Source organism: Pseudomonas sp. GW821-FHT01A09 (assembly GCF_058986725.1).
In genome coordinates this window covers 343784-364856 of the sequence record NZ_JBYSWB010000003.1, presented here as the reverse complement: position 1 = coordinate 364856, position 21073 = coordinate 343784, and the positions used below count along the sequence as shown (strand labels likewise).

Sequence of the window (21073 nt, the reverse complement as noted above, 5' to 3'; positions counted from 1 at the left end):
ACCGGCGCTGCAGCGGCGGGCTTGAACGAGCTGCTCGTCAATCAGATGGCGGATGTCGTCGAAGGCAATGCAGATCTACATTTGGCACTTTCACAGGTAACCGGCGTGCTGGCGGCGGTCGCCGTCGACGGCGATATCGAGAAAGGCGCCGAAGTTGCTCAGAAGGCGACGACCCATAACTACCTGAGTCATGACCAGCTCGCGAAGGCCGCGAGAAGACTTGCTTCGTGTGCACCGGATAGCAGTTGTTATCGGGATACGTTGCAGGAATTCAACCAACTGAGCATGGAGCAGGACATAGAGGCGATGGCCAATTGCGCCTTCGCTGTCGAGCTGTGCAAGGGGCCTTCGCTTAACGTTCAAAACACAACGGTTCGCCTGGAAGCCGTCAGGGACCTGCTAGCAGACGCCCCACCTGAAGCACGCGCCGCTTTGCAGCACCTGATCAATTCGAACATCGGATTTCAGGAGATGTTGGCGACCAGCAGCGCAGGGCACACCGTCGCTGCGATGGTGGAGGCAGCACAGGCCAAGTGGGGGTTTTCCGATGTAATAGCCGGCGCCATTCGGGAGGATATAGGCGATGCCCTGAAGGCCGGGGCTTCGATTGTGGCGGTTCGGGCTGCGGCGAAAAAGTCGGTTGTGCGGGGTTCTCATTCGGATGCAAAAGTAGTAAAAGAGGGCGAGCCACCGGACTTGCTGAGCAGTGCAAAAGCAACTGGTGCAGCTGAAGTACCGGCTACGTCTGCAACTGCACGGGTAGGACTGCGGGAAGACGTTGCAGCGCAAGCAGGAATCCCCCGAAATATGGTGGAAGCTCCGGCGAATGTTTGGGGGAAATCCATTGATGATATTCAGCAGTCGTTCAAGATGGATGGTGCCAAGCTCACATATGTGCCGCCGAAAACTGGAACATCTGGTAACGCACAGGTGTACAGAGTTGAAGGTGGCACAACTGGCATTAAAGAGATTCAATATAGCCCATCTACTGTTGATGCCTCGGTCAAATCAGTGCACGTGGGTGAGTACTATAAAATTACATACGTTGATGGTAGTAAGGCTAAGGTTATTGATCCTGCGACCTACAGACCGACATTCCAGGGTCCTTCTAAGCCCATTTATGATGCAAATACGACATACTTGAATCCGCAAGGCCAGAAAGTGAAATTCAACCCTGCCACCAATGCGTGGATTTCCGAATGATGCCGCTAGATAGTTTTTCTGTAGTTTGGGATGCTTCAATTATTCCTGGTGTGTCACTTGCAGGAATACCGTTGCATGCCAGTGTTGTCGATCTGGAGGCTGTGCTTTCGACATATTTAACTGATAAGAATTCTTTGCAGTACAGATTTGAAGGCGCGCCAGACCTTTATTTGAGTGGGTATGGTCTGGATGAGCGCGGTAATGGCGGTTATTCTTTTTCAATTTTTGATGATGAAATTGTCAGTGAGCTAAAAAAAGGAGTTCCTGCATTATCTGTTCTTATTCGTAGTGGGAGGGTGTACGCAGTTAAGGTTTATGACTTTAGCTTTCCAGGGGAGCCTGCGCATAGGTTTGTTTACAAGGGGCTTTTGTCGGAGCGCATAGGTTTGGGAAGTCTTATATCTGATCTTTTGCCATTCACTAGCTTAGAGTTTGATGAGGCCGAAGAGTGGTTTTATACCGATCGTGATTATGGTGCGCTTGAAGTTACGGGGTGGGGGGGTCCTCTGGAGGAGCAGCCGAACCAGCTTATTACAGCCATGTGTGTAATTCCGGGATGATAGGCCTGCATGTATAAAATGTAAAAATCTCAGGCCTGATCTGAGATCCTCGACACCTGCCTTGCCGCCGGTGCTTTTACACCTAATCGGCCCCCTTTTTGTCGCCTTCTTGCACCCTTCCTGCACCCGGTTAATACTCAAGCGCACCCTTTCTGTAGTCTTTCTGCACCCCAGTCTGACGACCTTCGGTCTACCGCACCTCTTGCGAGAGGCCATCTTCTACATGTGGTGTAAATGGCAAGTCGGCGAACCTGTACCACATGAGGCAAACACAGTCAGGGCCTACTGCAGAAATGACGCACAGTTTCTACCAGACCATTAGAGCAACCTTTATCTCTGTGAGTTAACGATGCAGGAACAAAGCATAACCCCGTCAATTCCTTAGCGAGCGATCAAGTTCGGCCAATCTTGCGCATTGACCACACCCAATACCTTCAGTTTTCCATCGGCGCCGACAGTCGCCGCCAAGGTGCTGGTGTATTCGGCGGCGCGGGCATGGGGGAACCCCGTTTGCGCTTCGAGCTGGCTGATGCATCCGCTGTGCGTCACCAGCACCAGATTGCGCCCGGTTACCTTGCGGGCAGCGATAGCGTCAGCGAGATGGTTGCCACACTCGTGCACCCAGGCCTGCTCGCTGCCGATGACGTTGAACATTGCCTGAGCCGTCTGGATGGTGCGGGTCAGCGGGCTGGTGAGCACGTCGGTGTTGCCCATGCCCAGGCTCGCCAGGGCCGCGCCAACCTGGCTGGCCTGCGCTTGCCCTGACCGGGTAATGCCGTCGGCCGGGCCAAGACAGGTGCTGCTGGAGCGATCGCAGCGCTCCGCGTGTCTGACCAGGACCACGACGTTACCGGCTTTCCACTGCGCCTTGAAGGCCGCAGCCTGGCTCTGGGCGGGGTCATCGAGGGTCACGGGCGACAATGGCAGCTCGGCAAAACCGGCCACCAGAATGCCCATTGACAGTATCACTATCAATAACCCGAACGCTTTTATATAACGCATGGGCGAACGCCATGTCTTTGTGAATGGCAAGTACGGACGGCGATGGAGTCTCATGCCTATAGCCCCGAGTGTGCGGTAAACTTTATGTTATGGAAGTGACCGGCACGTGACAGGGGGCCGAGCACGCGCGAACTATTTCAAGAAATAGTTCGTGGCGGCTGGAAGATAGAAACAATGGGATGGGATGTTGGTGAAAGCCGTGTCAAATATTTGTTGGGCGCAGTTTTATATGGCCGTTCAATGAGAGTCGCAATCGCAGCGGATAACCCCCGGGGATATCACTCGGTAACCAGCGGGCCACCCAGGTACTGCTCATCCGTTACTGGTTCCATCCAATCGGTGTTCTTGCCATTGACGGTTTCCGTCACCGCCACATGAGACATCGCGGTCGTTGCTGCCCCGCCGTGCCAATGACGTTTGCCACAAGCACAAGTGACCACGTCACCGGCACGGATCTCCGTGCGCGGGCCGCCTTCGCACTGGGTCCAGCCCACGCCGCTCAACACGATCAGCACCTGGCCCTGCGGATGGGCATGCCAGAAGGTCCGCGCGCCGGGCTCGAAGGTTACGATGGCACCGGTCGCCTGCCCCGGCGCCTCGAGCTGGAAAGCGTTGTCGATACGCACCGCACCGGTAAACCAGGTGTCTGGCCCCTTGATCGAGGGGCGGGTACCGCTGCGGATGATGGTCTGGCCTGGGTTGCTCATTGAATACTCTCTATCGCGTCGGGCCTGGTCACGTGAATCGGACCAATCGAATGCCGCTGCGAGCAATTTAATACTTGGGCGACTTCGTAACTAGATGGCAAAATCGGGACACACTCATGCACAGATGAATCAATGGCCGCTCCCGATCTCAATCACCTCGTAGCCCTGCTCACGGTTGCCCGAGAACGCAGCTTCACCCGGGCCGCCGCGCGACTGGGCGTGTCGCAGTCATCGCTGAGCAGGACGGTCACGGCGCTGGAAACCCAGCTCGGCATGCTGCTGCTCACCCGCACTACCCGCAGCGTGTCCACCACCGAGGCCGGTCAGCGCCTGCTCGACTCGGTCGCGCCGAAGCTCGAAGAAATCGAAGCCGAGTTGCTGGCCGTGGCCGAGCTGCGGGACAAACCGGTCGGTACCGTGCGCATCACCGCGACCGACTATTCCGCCAACCAGTATGTGTGGCCAAAGCTTCAGGGCTTGCTGCGCGAGCACCCTGAACTGCGGATCGAGCTGATCAATGACTACGGCCTGTCGAACATCGTCGCCGAGCGCTTCGACATCGGCATTCGCCTGGGCGACCAGGTCGAGAAGGACATGATCGCGGTGCGCATCGCCCCGGACGAGACCATGGCGATCGTCGGCGCGCCCGCCTACCTGCTTGAATGCCCGGCACCCCAGGCGCCCCATGAGCTGACGGCGCACAACTGCATCAACTTGCGCTTACCCACCAGGGACACCCTGATGGCCTGGGAGCTGAGCAAGAACGGGCAAAGTATCGAGGTCAAGGTCAGCGGCCAACTGGTGTTCAACAATTCCTACCAGATGCTCGAGGCGGCCTTGCAGGGCTTCGGCCTGGCGTACCTGCCCAAGGCGCTGGTCGACGCCCACGTGCAGGCCGGGCGGCTCGATTGGGTGCTCGAGGACTGGTTCCCAACCTTTACCGGGACCCATGCCTACTATGCGACGCGCCGGCAGTCATCGCTGGCGGTGCGGCTGGTGATCGCGGCGCTGCGGGACAATGCCTATTGAGGGCGCAGTGCTCAGCGTATTTCGTTGACGTACATGAAGTGCTCGGTACTCGCACGCTGATGAGTCATCATGACCGGCGTGGCGGCCTGATCGAACGACACCGCATCAATGATCATCACCGCATGAGGGCTCGGCAGTTCCAGCAACCGGCAATCTTCTTCCGTCGCCAGCCCGGCGGTCAGTTGCTCGCGTACAGCCGCCACCCGCAGGCCGTAATGCTCCAGCAGATAACGGTACAGCAGCTCCGGCAAATCCTCGGGGCCGGGGAAGTTGGGCACCTTGCTGGCCACCACGGTGAAATGCTCGTGCATCGCCACCACCCCATCGATGCTGCGCAAGCGATGCAGACGATAAACCGGGCTACCCACCTCGATCAGCAGCTTGTCGGCCTCCAGTGCCGTCGCCTCGCTCAATTGATAGTCGAGCAAGGCGGTACGCGACTTCAGCAATGCCCCAGCCTTGTTGTGCAGGCGAAAGTACTGAAAGAAATAGCGCAGGTTATGCAGCGGCGCCCAGCCCGTCACCACGGTGCCGGTCTTGCGTCGACGCATCAGCATGCCTTCGCTCACCAATTCGGCCAAGGCCCGCCGCACCGTACCTACCGATACGCCGAAGTCGACGGCCAGTGCGTTTTCGCTGGGAATGACCGTGCCGCTGCTCCACTCGCCCAGCAGGATGGCTTCGGAAATATGGCGCTTGACCACTTCATAAAGTGGCGCGCTGTCGTGCTCGCTCAAACGGGAAAAGCTGGCAGGCGCAGCTGGCGCATTGCTATTTGTCATCATTTTGTCCTTGACGGGCCAGGCAGTGATACTTAACTATAAACTATATAGAAATACAGCGAGAACGAAAATGGCGACGAATGCAGCGCTCACGCAGGCTCTCGAATCGATCGGCGCGGATCATGATTCGCTGATCGACGATCTGCAACGCATGATCGCGGTGGACACCTGCTTTCCACCGGGGGCGGGCTATGGCGACTTTGCCGAACTGATGGAAACCCTGGTGGCGCCGCTGGGGTTGCGCACTCAGCGCGTCACCGTGCCCGAGGCGCTGTGGCAGACACGCAGTGGCGAAGCTCACGGCGAACGCATCAATCTGATCGCACGTCAGCCGGGGGAGCAGGAAGTCTGCAGCCTGTATTTTCATGTGGATACCGTGCCGCCGGGCGATGGCTGGAACTACCCTCCCCTGCAATTGACCGAGGCCGACGGCAAGCTGATCGGCCGCGGCACTGCCGACATGAAAGGCAGCGTCGCCGCTACCCTCGCCGCCCTGCGCGCCGCTCAGCGCTTCAACCTGCCGCTGCGCTACTGCCCATCGCTGCTGCTGTGTACCGACGAGGAAGGCGGCCTGTACCCAGGCATCCGTTATCTGGCCGAACAGCGACTGGTCGAAGGCCATATCCTCAGCTTCAACGGCGGCGCTGCGCCCCGCGTCTGGGCGGGCTGCTTTGGCAGCATCGACCTGAAGATCACCGTCAAGGGGCGCTCGTCCCATTCCGGCGAACCCGTGGATGCCATCAATGCCATCGAACAGAGCCTGCCCCTGCTCAATGCGCTGCATGCCCTGAAGGCGCAGGTACAACAGCGCGCCTGGCCAATGCCGGCGCCGCCGCACTACAACGGCGCGCCATTGATCTCGCGCATGACCCTGGCTGCGGCCCACGGCGGCAGCAAGGGCTCAACGGTGCCGGCGCAGTTCGAGATCCTGATCAACCGTCGCTATGCGCCTGAAGAGCCGTTCGATGAGGTCATGACCGAGCTGCGGCAATGCATCGAAACGGCAATGGCTGGCACCGAAACGTTAGCCGTGGAGCACGAAGTGATCGGCCACCTGGCGCCGGTCGCTGACCCCACCGGCCCGCACTGGCCGCGCTGGCAGGCGGCGCTCGGCTTGGGCTTCGGCTTCAGCGCCGAGCAGTTTCAATGCTATGGCTCGAGCAGCAGCTCGGACATGGGCTGGGTGCAGCAGGCCGGCATTCAGGAAATCCTCCTGGGCGGGCTGATTCGCCCGGAAAGTCGCATCCATGCCGCCGACGAGTACACCACGCGCAGCGACCTGGTCGCCCTGGCGCAATCGATCCTGGCCTACCTGGCGGCCGATTTCTGCCCGCCAGCGCCTGCGGCCGCCCAGCCTGGCTGAGCGCGCACGCCCACCGAAGACTGGCGCCAAGACTGGTCATCGGCTGTTCTTACCTAGCTGCCCCAAGCCATTTTTGCTAAGTGAAGTATCGCCATGAATACAGTTTTCAGGCTTAACCGTCGCCGCTTTCTGACCACCTCGGCCATCGTCACCGGTGCCGCCATGCTGCCGTTCTCGAACACTTTGTGGGCCGCTGCCACGGCACGCAAAGGCGGCACGCTGCGTATCAGTGTCGACCAGGCGGTGGGCATGCTCAATCCGCTGCTGGCCAGGGTCAACCCCGAGTACCTGCTCAGCGAACTGCTGTACAACGGCCTCACTCGCCTGAGCCAGGACATGCAGGCCGAACCCGACCTGGCGCAATCCTGGAGCCACAACGACGCCCTCACCGAGTGGACCTTCACCTTGCGCGACGCCCTGCGTTTTCATGACGGCAGCGCCTGCACCGCCAAGGACGTCGTCGCCAGCCTGCAGGCTGTTCTCGACCCCAAGACCGCGTCCCCCGGCCTGCGCAACATCGGCCCGATCAAGAGCGTCGAAGCCCTGGACGACCTGCGCGTCAAGCTGACCACCAGCGCGCCCTATGCCGACCTGCCAGTGAGCCTCGCCTACCCGGATGCCAAGATCGTCCCGGCTGCCATCCTGCAGGGCGATATCGCACGCCTGTCCCGTGAAGCCGTGGGCACCGGGCCCTTCAAGCTGGTGTCGTTCGAGCCCGAGCGCCTGGTGGTAGTAGCCCGCAACGAGCACTTCTACGACCCGCAACGCCCGCATCTGGACCGCGTCGAGATTCGTGTATACCCCGACCCGACTGCCGAGAGCTCGGCACTGATGTCCGGTGACATCGACCTCATGCTCTCGGCCCAGGCCACCGAGTTCAGCCGCCTAAAGGAGGCCAGCGGAGTCAAGGGCTTGCGCGTGCCATCCGGACAGTTCCTCAACATCAACATGGCCTGCGACCAGAAGCCTTTCAATGATGTACGCGTGCGTCAGGCCCTGAGCCTTTGCGTCGACCGCGCCGCGCTGGTGGACTTCGTCGCCGAAGGCTTCGGCACGCCAGGCAACGATACCCCGCTCAATGCTGCCTACCGCTACCACAGCGATATCGCCCTGCGTCAGGCCAATATCGAGCAAGCGAAAAAACTGCTGGCCGATGCCGGCTACCCGAATGGCCTGGACATCAAACTGGTGGCTTCCGACAAACCCTCTACCCGCACCCAGTTGGGCATCGCCGTACGGGAAATGGCCAAGCCTGCCGGTTTCAACATCAGTGTCGAGACCATGGCCAACAGCACCTACCTGGATCAGGTATGGAAAAAGGGCAATTTCTACGTCGGCTTCTACAACATGCAGCCGTCGGCCGATGCGGTGTTCTCGCTGCTCTATACATCCAACGCCGCCTGGAACGAAACCCGCTGGAACAACGCCGAGTTCGATACCGCCGTGGCCGCGGCCCGGGGTACCGACGATCCGGTCAAGCGGGCGGCGCTCTACGCCACTGCGCAACAGCTGATGCACGAGCAAGTACCGTCCCTGATCCCGACGTTCTTCGACGTGCTCGCCGCCCAACGCAACTATGTCCAGGGCTACCAACTGCACCCACGCGGCGCGGTATTTCGCCTGGATCAAGCCTGGCTGGACGACAGCGCACCCAAGCGCGGCTGAACCGAGGGACACCCTGTGACTGCTGCTTATCTGACCAAGCGCTTGCTGTTGGTCGTGTATACCCTGCTGATCGTTTCGCTGCTGGTCTTCGCCATCACCCAACTGCTGCCCGCCGATGCCGCGGTAACCCTGTTGGGCCAGAACGCCACCCCTGAAGCCCTCGCCGCCTTGCGTGCCAGGCTGGGGCTGGACCAACCGGCCTGGCTGCAATTTGGCCACTGGTTGATGGCCGTGCTGCGGGGGGATTTCGGCATTTCCATGCGCAACGGCCTGCCGGTGCTCGGTTCGCTGCTGGACGCTCTGGGCCGATCGCTGCTGCTGGCAGGCTGCTCGTTGCTGCTGATGCTGGTCGTCGCCATACCATTGGGCATTCTTGCCGCGGTGCGCCGCGGGCGGCCGGTGGACCTGATCATCGCGATGCTCTCGTACATCGGCGTGTCGCTGCCGGAGTTCGTTACGGCGACCTTGCTGATTCTGCTGTTCGCCGATGTCTGGCAACTGCTGCCGGCCACCGGTTACGTGCCACTGAGCGATAACTTCAGCGAAGGCCTGCGCCATCTTGTGCTGCCGACGCTGACGGTGTCGATGATCATGGTCGCCCACGTGTCGCGCATGGTGCGCTCGGAAATGATCGACGTGCTGCAAACCGACTACATCCGCGCCGCGCGGCTCAAGGGCCTGTCCAAGCGCCGGGTGCTGCTGCGTCACGCCCTGCGCAACGGCCTGCTGCCGACCATCACCATCGTCGCCCTGGACGTGGGCTACCTGCTGGGGGGCATAGTCGTGGTCGAGGAGATCTTCAACATCCCCGGCATCGGCCGCGAATTGCTGGTGGCCGTGGCCGCCCGCGACCTGCCGGCGATTCAGGGCGGCGTGCTGATCCTCGCCGCGACCTACTGCGTGGTCAACTTCATCGCTGACCTGACCTATGCCTACCTCGATCGGCGAATTCAATATGCGTGATATTTTCTACCGTCTGCTGACCAGCCCCCAGGGCTTGCTCGGCAGCCTGATCCTGCTGCTAGCCGTGGTGCTGGTATGCGCAGGTCCGGCGCTGGCGCCCCATGACCCAGAAGCGATTTCCATCCTGGCACGCTACAAGGCGCCGAGCCTGCTGCACTGGCTGGGCACCGACCAACTGGGCCGCGACATCTTCAGCCGCCTGCTGATCGGCGCGCGGGCGACCATCTCGCTGTCGGTACTGGCCACGGCCCTGGCGATGCTGCTGGGGGCACTGCTGGGTACCGCCAGCGGCTACCTCGGCGGACGCATCGACGAGGCGCTGATGCGCACCCTCGATGCGATCATGTCGATCCCCAGCCTGCTGTTCGCCCTGCTGATCGTCAGTACGCTGGGCAAGAGCGACATCAACGCGGTGCTGGCGATCACCATCGCTTTCGTCCCCGGCATGGCGCGCATCGCCCGCAGTGTCGCCCTCGCCGCCCGGCGCCAGGACTACGTCAGCGCTGCCATCGCCCGGGGCGAGTCAACGGCCTACATCGTGGTCCGCGAAATGCTGCCCAACATCGTCGCGCCGATCATCGTCGAGGCAACCATTCGCGTGGCCTTCGCCATCATGCTGTTCGCCACCCTGAGCTTCCTCGGGCTGGGCGCACAACCGCCGCAGCCGGAATGGGGCCTGATGGTCGCCGAAGCCCGCCGCTACTTCTTTCAGGCACCGTGGATGATGCTGATGCCGGGCCTTGCCATCGCCGTCATCGCGATCGGTTTCAATCTGCTGGGCGATGGCTTGCGCGATGCCCTCAATCCAAAGGGGCATCGCTGATGAGCGCCGTGTTGCAAGTGGCTGACTACAGTCTCGACTATCAATTGCCCAGTGGCCCGCTGCACGTGCTGCAAAACATCGACTTCAGCGTCGGCGCCGGCGAAGTAGTCGGCTTGGTCGGTGAGTCCGGCTCGGGCAAGACCACCCTCGGCTTTGCGATCATGCGCTACCTGGCCGGCAACGCCCGGGATGTCGGTGGCAGCATCAGCCTTCAGGGAGAAAACCTGCTGCAGATGCCACCACGGCAGATCGAACAACTGCGCGGCGGCCGCTTGGGGATGATTTTCCAGGACCCCAGCGCCTCGCTGAACCCGACCTTGAGCCTCGGCGAGCAAGTGGTCGAGGTGCTGACTCGGCACCGCGACCTCAGCTATCGAGACGCCTGGGCGCTGGGCGAGCAATTGCTGGCGGACGTCGACCTGAAAGACCCGAGCGCGATGATGAAGCGCTTCCCCCATGAAGCCTCGGGCGGCGAAAAACAGCGCGTGCTGATCGCCACTGCCTTCGCCTGCCGCCCGCAGTGCCTGATCTTCGATGAGCCGACCACAGCGCTCGACGTCATCAGCTCGGCGCAGATCCTGCAGCTGTTCCGCCGCTTGCGCGAAGAAACCGGCGTGGCCTCTCTGTACATCTCCCACGACCTGGCGCTGGTGTCGCGCGTGGCGGATCGGGTCTGTGTGCTGAACCAAGGGCGCATCGTCGAACAGGCACCTGGTGGACGCATCTTCAGTGCGCCCACCGATGCCTACACGCAGCGCCTGGTCGCGGCGGTTCCGGCAGCCGACAAGCGCCTGCTCGATGAGCCCGTGGCTAACGACCCGACCCTGCTGCAGGTCAACGGCCTCAATGTTCGTTACGGTCGCGCCAGCCTGCTGGACAGCCTGTTGCGGCGCCCGGACAAACCCTCCATGGGTGCGCGCGACATGACGCTGGACATGGCCCGCGGCGAAATTCTCGGCATCATCGGTGAGTCGGGGTCAGGCAAATCCACGCTGGCCAAGGCCCTCACCGGGCTGACGCCCTTTACCGGCGCGGTGCGCTTCGATGGCATCGACATCCATGGCCCGGCGCAAATGAACCGCGATTACCGGCGCAAGGTGCAGATCATTTTCCAGCACCCGGACGCCTCGCTGAATCCGCGCCAGACCATTGGCCAGATTCTGTCCCGGCCGTTGCGCCTGTACGGCCTGCCTGACGGCGAAACCGAGCCCCAGGCCATCGCCCGGCTATTGCGCCAGGTACGCCTGCCCGAAGATTTCGCCGGCCGCTATCCCCATGCTTTGTCCGGCGGCCAGAAACAGCGCGTGGCGATTGCCCGAGCCTTCGCCGCACGGCCTGAGCTGGTGATCTGTGACGAAATCACCGCGGCCCTTGATGTGTCGGTGCAGGCCACGGTGATCGAACTGCTGCTGGAACTGCGTCGCCAACACGGCACCGCGTACCTGTTCATCACCCACGACCTCAACCTGATCCGCCAGATCGCCCACCGTATCGCCGTGATGTACCGCGGCGACCTGCTGGAGATTCTGCCGGCCGTGGACATGGCCGCCCACGCCCGCCACCCCTATACCCGTGCACTGCTCGATGCCGTGCCGCAGCCTTTGCACAACGAACTGGAGCCCCTTGCATGACGCCTGAAGCGCTAATCAACAGCATCGACGAGGCGTACTGCCTGGATTTTCTCTCGCGCCTGGTGCAGCACAAAAGCTACAGCGCCACCCCTGAAGAACGCCGGCTGGCCGAGTACATGGCCGGGCAAATGACCGAGCTCGGCCTGCACAGCGAACTGATGCCGGTACCGGGCGAACGCCTGAACGCCATCGGCACCCTCAAAGGCCAGGGCGGTGGCCACAGCCTGCTGTTCAACGGCCACCTGGACACCAACCCGGTGACCGAGGGCTGGACCGTCGATCCCTGGGCCGGCAAGGTCGATGAGGAGTTCATCTACGGCATCGGCGTATCGAACATGAAGGCCGGCGACGCCGCCTACTTCTGCGCTTTGAAGACCCTGATCGACGCTGGCATCAAGCTCAAGGGCGACGTGATCCTCACCTACGTGGTCGGCGAACTGCAAGGCGGCATCGGCACCATCGCCGCCATCGAGCAAGGCGTGAAAGCCGATTACTTCATCAACTCCGAGCCTACCGACCTGCAGGCGGTGACCCTGCACGTGGGCTCGCTGATGTTCGTGATCGAGCTCACCGGCGACACCCGTCACCTGTCCAAGCGCGAAGAAGCCGTGGACGTGATCACCGCCGCCGTGCAACTGATCCCGCAGATCAATGGCATCACGTTCAGCGGTGCTCGCAGCCCCGAGCACGAACGGGTCAACCGCGGCCATATCGGCGTGGTGCATGGCGCACTTGGCCGCGACCTCGAAGAATGGCGGCCGCCCCAGGTCGCCGACTTCCTGCGCCTGCGTGGTTCGGCTCGCTACACCCCAGGGCAGACGGTGGAGTCGGTGCTGGCCGACCTGCAAGCCCTGCTTGACCAGCTCTGCGCGCAGTTCCCGGGCCTGCAGGCCAGGCTGCTCAACGACAGCGACAACCAGCCGCTGATGCCGCCATTCGAAGTGCCAGTCGACTCGCCAATCGTCAAAGCGGTGAACGCCGCCTACCTGCAAGTGCGCGGGGAGCCACAGCCCACCGGGATCATCACCCCACCGGCGTATTTCGGCACCGACGCCGCGCACTTCTACCAGCGCCTGGGCATGCAGGGCGTGGTCTGCGGGCCTGGCGGCAAGTTCAACACGATGCCCGACGAGCGCGTTCACAAACGCGACTACCTGGACATGGTGCGCGTTTACATCCTCGCCATCCTGAGCATCTGCGAGGTGGCCGAGGGCCTTTGATTTCAACGCTGCACGGCACGGACGCCGCATAACAACAACTGTGCTTCACGACTTCGCATCTGCTGATTATTTTTCGATAAGGGTTCACACCATGCGGTCAGCTTTCATGCTTGGCAGTGCAACGCTGTGCGCGGCCATTTCCGGCGCAGCCTTCGCAGACGACGTCCTCGACAATCCGTTTTTCAAGGACAGCACCACCCAGATCATGGCCCGTAACTTCTACCTCAACCGTGATTTCCACAACACCAGCTCCACCGGCCAGAACTACCGTGGCGAATGGGCGCAGGGCTTTATCGGTACCTTCAGCTCGGGCTTCACCCCGGGCACCCTCGGCATCGGTGTCGACGCCATCGGCCTGTATGGCATGAAGCTCGACAGCAGCTCGGACCGCATCGGCAGCGGCCTGCTGCCCAGCAGCGGCAGTCACACGCCGGGGGTCGACAAGGCCGCCGACGACTACTCGCGCGGCGCCGCAGCAGTCAAGCTGAAGCTCTCCAAGACCGTGCTCAAGTACGGCCAGATGACGCTCAACCTGCCGGTCTACTCCACCGGCGACAGCCGCCTGCTGCCGGAAACCACCGAAGGGTTCTATCTGAGCAGCAAGGAGATCGACAACCTGCGGGTGGATGTCGCTCACCTGACGTCGCTGAGCACCTACGCCCAAAGCGCGCATAACGCGGGTGGCATGACCGAAGCCGATGTGGTCGGGGCCACCTACAACATCACCCCAGCCCTGACCGGTGCCTTGTACGCCTCGGACGTCAAGGATCTGTGGAAGAAGAAATACGCGGGTCTGAGCTGGGTCAAGCCGATCGATTCGAAGCAGGCGTTCTCCACCGATTTGCGCTTCTATAACCAGAAGAGCACCGGTGCCGAACAAGGCGGTGATATCGACAGCAACTCGTTCAGCATCAAGGGTGCCTATGCCTATGGTGCGCACAAAGTGACCCTGGCCTATCAGGCAATCACCGGCAAGGGCGGTTATGTGTTCTATACGGACGGTGGCAACACCGACTACATGGCCAACTACGTGCAATACGCCGAATTCACCCGCGATGACGAGCGTTCGTGGCAAGCCCGATACGACTACAACTTCGTCGCGTTCGGCCTGCCTGGACTGGACGTATTCGGCCGTTACCTGCGCGGTGACAATATCTCGCTGGCCAACGGCAATACTGGCCAGACCGAGTGGGAGCGAGATCTGGAAGCAGCCTATACGGTGCAGAGCGGCCCCCTGAAGAACCTCTCGTTCCGCTTGCGCCAGGCGACGTACCGCAACTCGTTCAGCGGCGACCTGGATGACGTACGCTTCATCACCCAGTATCCGATCAACCTGTAACGCCCCAGGGCGCCGAGGCGCTGTTCAGGCTCATCGAACAGCGTCTTGTCGACCCGCCGTTGGCGCGCGTCGAGCCTCAGGGTTGTCATGGCGCTCGGCCAATCCGGCGCAAGCCGTCGTCCAGGCCGCCCTGCCCGGCCCTGCCCGACGAGAATCTGGCTATATATAGCGGACAAAGTCGAATCCCCTGCTTCCTGCATTCGCGCGCGGCGCCATTGGTCGCCTTCAGGCGAATCTTGCTCAAGTTCTGAGAACCCACCCCGATAAATCGTTTAAGCAGCGCCCATGAGGCCGCTAGCACCCATCTGCATTCCCTCCTATTCCCTCACCTAGCTACCCAAGGATCCAATGAAGCCGCTTCTGGTACTGATGTCTTGCGCTCTTCTCGCTGCCTGCTCAGCCGCCCCCCAGGCGCCAAGCGTCGGGCAGGATTTTCCTGCGGCCGTCACCCATCTGGACATGACCCTGGATGCTGAAACCGCTCAGGTCGATGTGCACGTCACTGCCAAGAGCAGCTTCCCGCGCACCTTGAAAACCCTTCGCATAGTGGTCGCCCTGTACGACGCCGCGGGCGCTCAGGTGGGAACCGATCAGGACATCGAGATTCTCGGGCCCATCAAGAACGGCCAGAGCATCGGCCCGCTGGAGAAGGTCACGTCGGTACGGGACCGTAGCGTGAGCTGTGTGGGAGTGGTCAAGGTCGAGGCGGTGATGATGGACTACGCGACCAGGAGTGTCTCCGGCAAAGAGGCCAATGCATTGGTGACTGACAACCACTTCAAGCGGTGCACTCGCGCATCGGCTTGATGCCTCGCGGCCTGGACCTGCCTTGCGACCAGCGCTGGCGACACGCCGACGGCTGTCTGACTCAGGCCGATACCCGGGGCCACGCTCAACGGGCAGCCGGAATATCGCCCTCGGGATCGGGCACCTGCTTCTGCAATTGCGGATAGGCCCATTCCACGAACGCTTTTACCCGCGGCGCCAGTTCGAGGGAATGGGGATAGACGAGCTGGACCGGCAGATTCGCCGGCTCGTAGCCAGTCAGAACCCTCACCAAGCGACCGCTGGCCAGTTCGTCCGCCACCTGATAATGCATCATCCGCGCGATACCCACGCCCTGCACGCAGGCCAGGGTGGCGGCACGAATCTGATTGCACACCAGCGCCGGATCGAGGTCTTGCGCCAGGTCGTGCTCGCCACTGCGGTAGTACCAGCGTCGCCCCTGTGAAGCCTGGGTGATGCACCTGTGCGTTGGCAGGTCGGCCGGGCTGTCCAGCGCGGCTGCCTCGGCGAGGTAGTGCGCACTGGCACAGGTGACGAGACGAGTGGCGCCCACCTGGCGGGCGACCATGGCCGAATCGGGCAAGGCACCGATGCGCAGCGCCAGATCGAAACGCTCGTCCAGCAAGGGCACTATCTGGTCCTGCAACATCAGCTCGACGCGCATGTGCGGATGGCTTTTGAGAAAAGCGTTCACCAGCGGCGCGATGTAGCGGTGCCCGAACTCCACCGGCGCGGTCAGGCGCAGCAAACCGCGCACGCTGCCATCGCGGACCTCCAGGCGCTGCTCCATGTCGTCGAAGTCCGCCAGCATCCGCCGACTCCACGCCAGGTACTGGGTGCCTTCATCGGTCAGGGCCATGCGCCGGGTATTGCGGTTCAACAAGCGCACGCCCAGGTACTGCTCCAACGCCGCCAGCGAGCGTACCAGCGAGGCCACCGACTGCCCGGTGACGTCGGCGGCGGCACTCAAGCTGCCGTTGTCGACGATGCGAACGAAATTTGCCATTGCCTTGAGCTTGTCCATTACCACCTTTGGATCTGTGCGATTACTGCATAGGTATTGTCAGGTCCGGGCCATAGGTGCAGCGCCGATCATGGGCAAGACTACAGGCACCGACCTCACCGGAGCGCTACCTCATGAGCCAAGCATCCAACCCCGCGCGCATTCTCGCCTACGACCACATCGGCATTCGTGTCAGCGACCATGCCCGTTCCATGGCCTTCTACCAGGCACTAGGCTTCAGGGAGAGCGCACGCTTTACCCGCTACGAAGCCAACGAAATGCTCAGCCCCGACGGCGTGCGGATCAACCTGATCTTCAATGGCACCCGCGTGCCTGAAGCCCATAACGTGCTGCTGGATGACGCGGTGAAGTTGCCCGGCATCACTCACCCGGCCTTTATAGTCGACGATCTGCAGGCACTCCAACTGTGGCTCGACCGCCAGGGCATCGTCATCACCGAAGGGCCGCACCCCATAGGTCCACGGCGAATCGCGCTGTTCATCCGCGATCCAGACGGCAACGTTCTGGAATTCAATCAGCTTGTCGAAGGAGATGCAAAATGAAACTGTACAACCTCGATGCCTCAGGCAACTGCTACAAAGTGCGGCTCTTCGCCTCACTGGCCCATATCGAACTTGAAACGGTATCGGTCGATATCGGCGCTGGCGAGCATAAAAAGCCGCCGGTGTCAGACCTCAACCCCTTGGGTCAACTGCCGGTTCTGCAAGACGGACCGGACGTCTTTCGGGACTCTCAGGCCATCCTCGTGTACCTGGCGGGCGCGTACGGCGGGCTGGCCTGGTGGCCGGGCCATCCTCAGGGCCAGGCCGACATCATGCAGTGGCTCTCGTTCGCCGCCAACGAGGTGCAACACGGCCTCTGCACTGCACGGCTGATGGACAAATTCGGCTTGGTCTCCGACAAGGCGGCTGCCTTGGAGAAATCGGCGCTGGCCCTGGCGATGCTGGACAAGCACCTCGAGCATCACGACTGGCTCGCCATCGCCCGGCCTTCGATTGCCGACTGCGCCGTCTATCCCTACGTCGTGCTGGCGCCTGAGGGGGGTGTCGAGCTGAGTCCGTACGCTCATGTTGTCCGCTGGATCGAGCGGGTGAAGGCGTTGCCGGGGTATCTGCCGCAGCCTTGAGCGGCATCGGGGGCTGATGTGCTCAGCTTCACCTGGATGGGCGCGCGCCTGTGAGCCGCATCAACCGGCGCAGTCGCGCTGATGTATCTTGCTGCGCAACGCCTGCATCAACCCCAACGCAAACGCACACTCTGCGGCCACGAACAACGGCCCGATCAACAGGCTCCTGAGGTCATCGAGAAAGGCCGGCTTGCGCCCTTCCCAGACATGCCCCAAAAACTGCAGCGCCCAGCCCACGACAAAACCGCCGGTGCCGAGCAGCAGCCAGATCCACGTCGACTGCAGAGCAGCGACGTGGCCGACCGCTACCGCGCCCCAGAGGAATACCGCCAAGGCCAGACCCAGTCGCAATTCCAACCACAGGTAATAAACCGTGAGGACTGACACCAGCATACCCGCCACAGAAACAGAGGCCGGGCCGATGGTCAGAGCCGCCCTGGACAGCAGAATGGCGATGCCCAGCACGATCAGCGGGATTCCCAGGAAGTGAGTGGCGACATTGCGTCGATCCTGGTGATAGCTGCCGTATTTTGCCAAGTGCTGTTCTACGCGTGTCATGGGATCCCCGATAAGGTCGAGCGGTGGATCTATAATGGCGTCACCTTAGGCGTACGAATGTCAGCCATCCGACATAAGGAAAAAAATAATGGTTCGCTTGCTTGTGCCGGAGCAAAACCTCGCCGATACCCTGCGCCGAGGTGACTGGTTCGCCGCGCTCGCCCCTGAATTGCAGCAACGGATCATGGACCTTGGCGAGCGCATCTGCCTGGCACCAGGCGAGCGCCTGTTCGCCAGGGGCGATGCCCCGGACGGACTCTACTGTGTGCTGCAAGGCACGGTTCGCATCAGCACCTTCACCGAGGCCGGCCGGGAGATGATTGTGGCGCTGCTGGAGCCACCCCATTGGTTCGGTGAAATCGCACTCTTCGATGATGACTTGCGCACCCACGATGCCTGGGCGGCGGTGGATACCTGCCTGCTGAGGTTGCCGCAACGAAAACTGAAAAAGATGCTCGACGCCCATCCGCACGAGTGGCTTTTTTTCGGCAGGCTGCTGACGCAAAAGCTGCGGGCGGTGTTCAGCGCGATGCAAGACATTGCCCTGACATCGCCCACCGCTCGCGTGGCGCGAAGGCTGGTGAACATGAGCGATGGTTTCGGCACCCTGGCCGACGGCGGCAAGCGCAGGATCACGGTCTCGCAGGAGGCCCTCGGCTCGATGCTGTCACTCTCGCGCCAGACCATCAATCAGTCCCTGCGAGACCTGGAAGCCGCGGGTGCGATTCAGCGCCTGCGAGGCGCGATCGTGATCGTCGACATCGACGGGTTGATTGCTCAAGGCGCCGTTGCGTAGCGTGCATGAATACACTTGCTCGCTCCTCTGCATTTGATTTGACCCCTCGTTTGCATTGGATTCCCGCGCCGCCGACTAACGTCACCGTCAATCGCGCCACACCTCGTGCAGCGATGCCATTGCCATTCGCGCAGCTACCTGCGGCGCCAGGGCCTTGAGCTCATCGCTGAATACCTCGACCCCCACCGGCCCAGCGTACCCACCACGGCGTAACCGCTCGATGAAGGGCTTGAGGTCGAAGCGTCCCCGGCCGGGGAGCACGCGACGGTGGCGTGCGGTATCGATCAGATGATCCATATCGTCAATACTGACTGTCTCGATCAGATCGCTGAGCTGCAATTGAAAGATACGATCGACTGGGATGCCGTCCAGGTCCTCCACACCCCGCTCGCGCACGCAGGTATGGAACAGATCGACTACGAGCCCGACATTGGCGGCCCCCACCCTCTCGACTCGCGCCCAGGCGGCAGGCAGGTTATGGTCAAGCACGCTCCAGGCAATGCCTTCATAGGCAATGCGCAAGCCACGGCTTTGGGCTTCGCGGGCGAGCCAGCGAAGGTCTTCGTCGATCTTGTCTGGCTCGCAGTCAAGCAATGTGGTGGCTGGCGATTGCACCGTGTCCGTGCCGATGGCCACGGCCAGGTCGAGCATCCTGATCGCTTGCAGGCGTTTCTCCTCATGCAGACGCGTGGGAGCCCCAGCGAAGTCCCTGAGTACCATCACATCCTGGAGCCGTAACCCTGATTGCTCGACCCGCAAGCGCAATTCATCGGGGCTCCCAGGATACGCCTGGACGTCTTCCTGCCATATCTCGGCCTCATCGAACCCGGCTTCACGGGTCGCCAGTATTTTCTGCTCGGTGCTACCGCCGAGCAGGATGAAGTTGAGAAACGTCTTGTTGGTCGAAGAAGTCATGGTTGTTTCCGAATTTAAAGGGAGTCAGTCGCCATCAGGCTATGGAAGCTCAGATCAGTGCCCAATTCGACGACACAGCGTTGCCTGGCGGCCTGACTGGCCGCCTCGACCAGTGCCAGGGTGTAACGACATCAGTGAACCCCCTTGGCATTGAGCAGCGTTTGACTGCGAGTCGCCGAACGCCCTCTGGCGGCTCGCCCTTTGATGAACGCGGCGACGATGGCAATGGCGATCGGGACCGTGAGAATCATGAACAGATGGTTGAAGTCCCATTTCAATCCCAGCAGCACAGCACCGACGTAAGCTCCCAGAATTGCCCCGAAACGGCCTATACCCGTCATCCAGCTGGTGCCGGTCGCGCGCATTTCGGTCGGGTAGTAGACCGCCGCCATCGCCGTCCAGCCCGTGTTCGTCGCGTTGATGCAAAACCCAAGAACGAATACCAGTGCCATCAGACCGTACAGGCCCGGGCTTGCCAGCCCCATGGTGACGGTCAGCACGGCGGCACCCAGCAGCGTGCCCATCATCACTCGGTGCGCTTTGAAGCGGTCCATCTCCCAGCCAATGACAATATTCCCCAGGGTACCCCCCACCTGCATCATCGCGCCCACGAGCGCGGCGTCAGCCAGGCTGAAGCCATCATCCTTGACGATGATCGGCAGCCAGCTGTTGAGGAAATACACGGTCATGAGGTTCATGAACAGCCCCACCCACAACGCCAGGGTCACCGTAATGTGAGGTCGCGACAGGATCAGATTCACCGAGCGCTGGCCGCTGTGCAATTGCTCGGGAGTCACGAACTCGGTTGCATTGTCGGCCGTTCCCGGCTCGATCGCATTGACGATCCGCACGAGCTGCTGACGACGCGTCTTCTTCACCACCAGATACTTGGCCGACTCGGGCAAGACCAGGCACAGGAGGCCGGCAAATGCCACTGGCACTATCCCGCCAACGAGCAAAATCGCCGGCCAGCCGTGAACCGCCATGATCGCGTTCGCCAAAAAACCACCCCCGGCGGCGCCCAAGGTGAAGCCGCAATACACGACCGTGACCATGAGCGAGCGGTATTTGCGCGGCGCGTATTCGCTGGCCAATGTCGCCGCGTTAGGCTGCGACGCACCGAGGCCAAGACCAGTGAGAAAGCGCAAGATGCTCAGCACCAGAAGATTGGGTGCCCAGGCACTGAGAATGCTCATGATTCCGAAAAAAAACACCGCGCCGATGATTACCCGACGTCGGCCGAATCGGTCAGCCAGCGGCCCGCCGGCGAGTGCGCCCAGTGCCAGCCCGAACAACCCGGCACTCATCACGACGCCCAGGGACTCGCGCGCAATTCCCCAATCGGCGACCAAGGCTGGGGCAATGAAACCCATGATCACCACATCGAAACCGTCGAGAATGAGCACTGTCAGGCACAGGAGAAGGACTTTCCACTGATACGCCCCGAACGGTCGGGCATCGAGGAACGTTTGGATATCGAGTTGACGCGAAGGCTGCATGGCGTGGTGCTCCACTGTTGTTTTTGTGTGCTGTTCGGCGGTAGTCCAAGGCATATCCGTAGAACGCCTTCACGTTATATTT

The 21073-nt window shown here is 61.5% G+C and carries 20 protein-coding genes and 1 pseudogene; 14 read left to right on the top strand and 7 right to left on the bottom strand.

Features of this window, described 5'->3' with window-relative positions; genetic code table 11:
- A pseudogene (locus AC3WJP_RS06145) lies at nucleotides 1-1203 on the top strand (hypothetical protein); the annotation flags it as partial.
- Nucleotides 1200-1763 (top strand): hypothetical protein, encoded by a 564-nt coding sequence (locus tag AC3WJP_RS06140; protein ID WP_493720343.1) that lies wholly within the window; start codon nucleotides 1200-1202, stop codon nucleotides 1761-1763. The pseudogene AC3WJP_RS06145 and the gene AC3WJP_RS06140, both read left to right, overlap by 4 nt.
- A gap of 381 nt (nucleotides 1764-2144) precedes the next feature.
- Here AC3WJP_RS06140 and pmrG read toward each other — a convergent pair whose 3' ends face one another.
- Both pmrG and AC3WJP_RS06130 read right to left on the bottom strand, forming a co-directional pair.
- Nucleotides 2145-2765 (bottom strand): lipopolysaccharide core heptose(II)-phosphate phosphatase PmrG, encoded by a 621-nt coding sequence (gene pmrG / locus AC3WJP_RS06135; protein ID WP_493720342.1) that lies wholly within the window; start codon nucleotides 2763-2765, stop codon nucleotides 2145-2147.
- Between the two features lie 278 nt (nucleotides 2766-3043).
- A complete protein-coding gene (locus tag AC3WJP_RS06130) occupies nucleotides 3044-3472 on the bottom strand; it encodes a (R)-mandelonitrile lyase (RefSeq protein WP_493720341.1) in 429 nt (142 codons plus the stop codon).
- Between the two features lie 132 nt (nucleotides 3473-3604).
- Between AC3WJP_RS06130 and AC3WJP_RS06125 the strand changes: the two genes are divergently transcribed.
- Nucleotides 3605-4501, top strand: a complete 897-nt coding sequence (locus AC3WJP_RS06125) for a LysR family transcriptional regulator (protein ID WP_493720340.1) — start codon at nucleotides 3605-3607, stop codon at nucleotides 4499-4501.
- Nucleotides 4502-4512: 11 nt separating this feature from the next.
- Here the strand turns inward: AC3WJP_RS06125 and AC3WJP_RS06120 are convergent, their stop codons facing one another.
- A complete protein-coding gene (locus AC3WJP_RS06120; protein ID WP_493720339.1) occupies nucleotides 4513-5283 on the bottom strand; it encodes a GntR family transcriptional regulator in 771 nt (256 codons plus the stop codon).
- A gap of 70 nt (nucleotides 5284-5353) precedes the next feature.
- Between AC3WJP_RS06120 and AC3WJP_RS06115 the strand changes: the two genes are divergently transcribed.
- The 8 genes from AC3WJP_RS06115 to AC3WJP_RS06080 all read left to right on the top strand — a co-directional run bounded on the left by AC3WJP_RS06115 (nucleotide 5354) and on the right by AC3WJP_RS06080 (nucleotide 15094).
- Nucleotides 5354-6646, top strand: a complete 1293-nt coding sequence (locus tag AC3WJP_RS06115; protein ID WP_493720338.1) for a M20 family metallopeptidase — start codon at nucleotides 5354-5356, stop codon at nucleotides 6644-6646.
- 93 nt (nucleotides 6647-6739) lie between these two features.
- Nucleotides 6740-8311, top strand: a complete 1572-nt coding sequence (locus AC3WJP_RS06110; RefSeq protein ID WP_493720337.1) for an ABC transporter substrate-binding protein — start codon at nucleotides 6740-6742, stop codon at nucleotides 8309-8311.
- Nucleotides 8312-8326: 15 nt separating this feature from the next.
- On the top strand, nucleotides 8327-9274 hold the full coding sequence (locus AC3WJP_RS06105; RefSeq protein WP_493720336.1) for an ABC transporter permease: 948 nt from the start codon (nucleotides 8327-8329) through the stop codon (nucleotides 9272-9274).
- Nucleotides 9267-10097, top strand: a complete 831-nt coding sequence (locus tag AC3WJP_RS06100; RefSeq protein WP_493720335.1) for an ABC transporter permease — start codon at nucleotides 9267-9269, stop codon at nucleotides 10095-10097. Before AC3WJP_RS06105 ends, AC3WJP_RS06100 begins: the two co-directional genes overlap by 8 nt.
- Nucleotides 10097-11728, top strand: a complete 1632-nt coding sequence (gene nikE / locus AC3WJP_RS06095; RefSeq protein WP_493720334.1) for a nickel ABC transporter ATP-binding protein NikE — start codon at nucleotides 10097-10099, stop codon at nucleotides 11726-11728. The genes AC3WJP_RS06100 and nikE overlap by 1 nt, the downstream gene beginning before the upstream one ends.
- Nucleotides 11725-12948, top strand: a complete 1224-nt coding sequence (locus AC3WJP_RS06090; RefSeq protein WP_493720333.1) for a M20 family metallopeptidase — start codon at nucleotides 11725-11727, stop codon at nucleotides 12946-12948. The genes nikE and AC3WJP_RS06090 overlap by 4 nt, the downstream gene beginning before the upstream one ends.
- A 91-nt stretch (nucleotides 12949-13039) precedes the next feature.
- On the top strand, nucleotides 13040-14287 hold the full coding sequence (locus AC3WJP_RS06085; protein ID WP_493720332.1) for an OprD family porin: 1248 nt from the start codon (nucleotides 13040-13042) through the stop codon (nucleotides 14285-14287).
- 348 nt (nucleotides 14288-14635) lie between these two features.
- A complete protein-coding gene (locus AC3WJP_RS06080; RefSeq protein ID WP_493720331.1) occupies nucleotides 14636-15094 on the top strand; it encodes a hypothetical protein in 459 nt (152 codons plus the stop codon).
- An 85-nt stretch (nucleotides 15095-15179) separates the two neighbouring features.
- Here the strand turns inward: AC3WJP_RS06080 and AC3WJP_RS06075 are convergent, their stop codons facing one another.
- Entirely contained in the window at nucleotides 15180-16097 is a 918-nt protein-coding gene (locus AC3WJP_RS06075; protein WP_493720330.1) for a LysR family transcriptional regulator, read from the bottom strand.
- A 113-nt stretch (nucleotides 16098-16210) separates the two neighbouring features.
- Here AC3WJP_RS06075 and AC3WJP_RS06070 point away from each other — a divergent pair, with 113 nt between their 5' ends.
- A complete protein-coding gene (locus AC3WJP_RS06070; protein ID WP_493720329.1) occupies nucleotides 16211-16639 on the top strand; it encodes a VOC family protein in 429 nt (142 codons plus the stop codon).
- On the top strand, nucleotides 16636-17223 hold the full coding sequence (locus AC3WJP_RS06065) for a glutathione S-transferase family protein (protein WP_493720328.1): 588 nt from the start codon (nucleotides 16636-16638) through the stop codon (nucleotides 17221-17223). The genes AC3WJP_RS06070 and AC3WJP_RS06065 overlap by 4 nt, the downstream gene beginning before the upstream one ends.
- Before the next feature lie 60 nt (nucleotides 17224-17283).
- Here the strand turns inward: AC3WJP_RS06065 and AC3WJP_RS06060 are convergent, their stop codons facing one another.
- Nucleotides 17284-17781 (bottom strand): Mpo1 family 2-hydroxy fatty acid dioxygenase, encoded by a 498-nt coding sequence (locus AC3WJP_RS06060; protein WP_493720327.1) that lies wholly within the window; start codon nucleotides 17779-17781, stop codon nucleotides 17284-17286.
- A gap of 88 nt (nucleotides 17782-17869) precedes the next feature.
- Here AC3WJP_RS06060 and AC3WJP_RS06055 point away from each other — a divergent pair, with 88 nt between their 5' ends.
- Nucleotides 17870-18577 carry a Crp/Fnr family transcriptional regulator gene (locus AC3WJP_RS06055; protein WP_493720326.1) on the top strand — a complete coding sequence of 236 codons (708 nt, stop codon included), beginning with the start codon at nucleotides 17870-17872 and terminating at the stop codon, nucleotides 18575-18577.
- An 87-nt stretch (nucleotides 18578-18664) separates the two neighbouring features.
- Here the strand turns inward: AC3WJP_RS06055 and AC3WJP_RS06050 are convergent, their stop codons facing one another.
- Together AC3WJP_RS06050 and AC3WJP_RS06045 are read right to left on the bottom strand one after the other, a co-directional pair.
- Nucleotides 18665-19492, bottom strand: a complete 828-nt coding sequence (locus AC3WJP_RS06050) for a sugar phosphate isomerase/epimerase family protein (RefSeq protein ID WP_493720325.1) — start codon at nucleotides 19490-19492, stop codon at nucleotides 18665-18667.
- A gap of 131 nt (nucleotides 19493-19623) precedes the next feature.
- Nucleotides 19624-20991, bottom strand: coding sequence for an MFS transporter (locus AC3WJP_RS06045; RefSeq protein ID WP_493720324.1), 1368 nt, complete (start codon nucleotides 20989-20991; stop codon nucleotides 19624-19626).
- Between the last annotated feature and the right edge of the window lie 82 nt (nucleotides 20992-21073).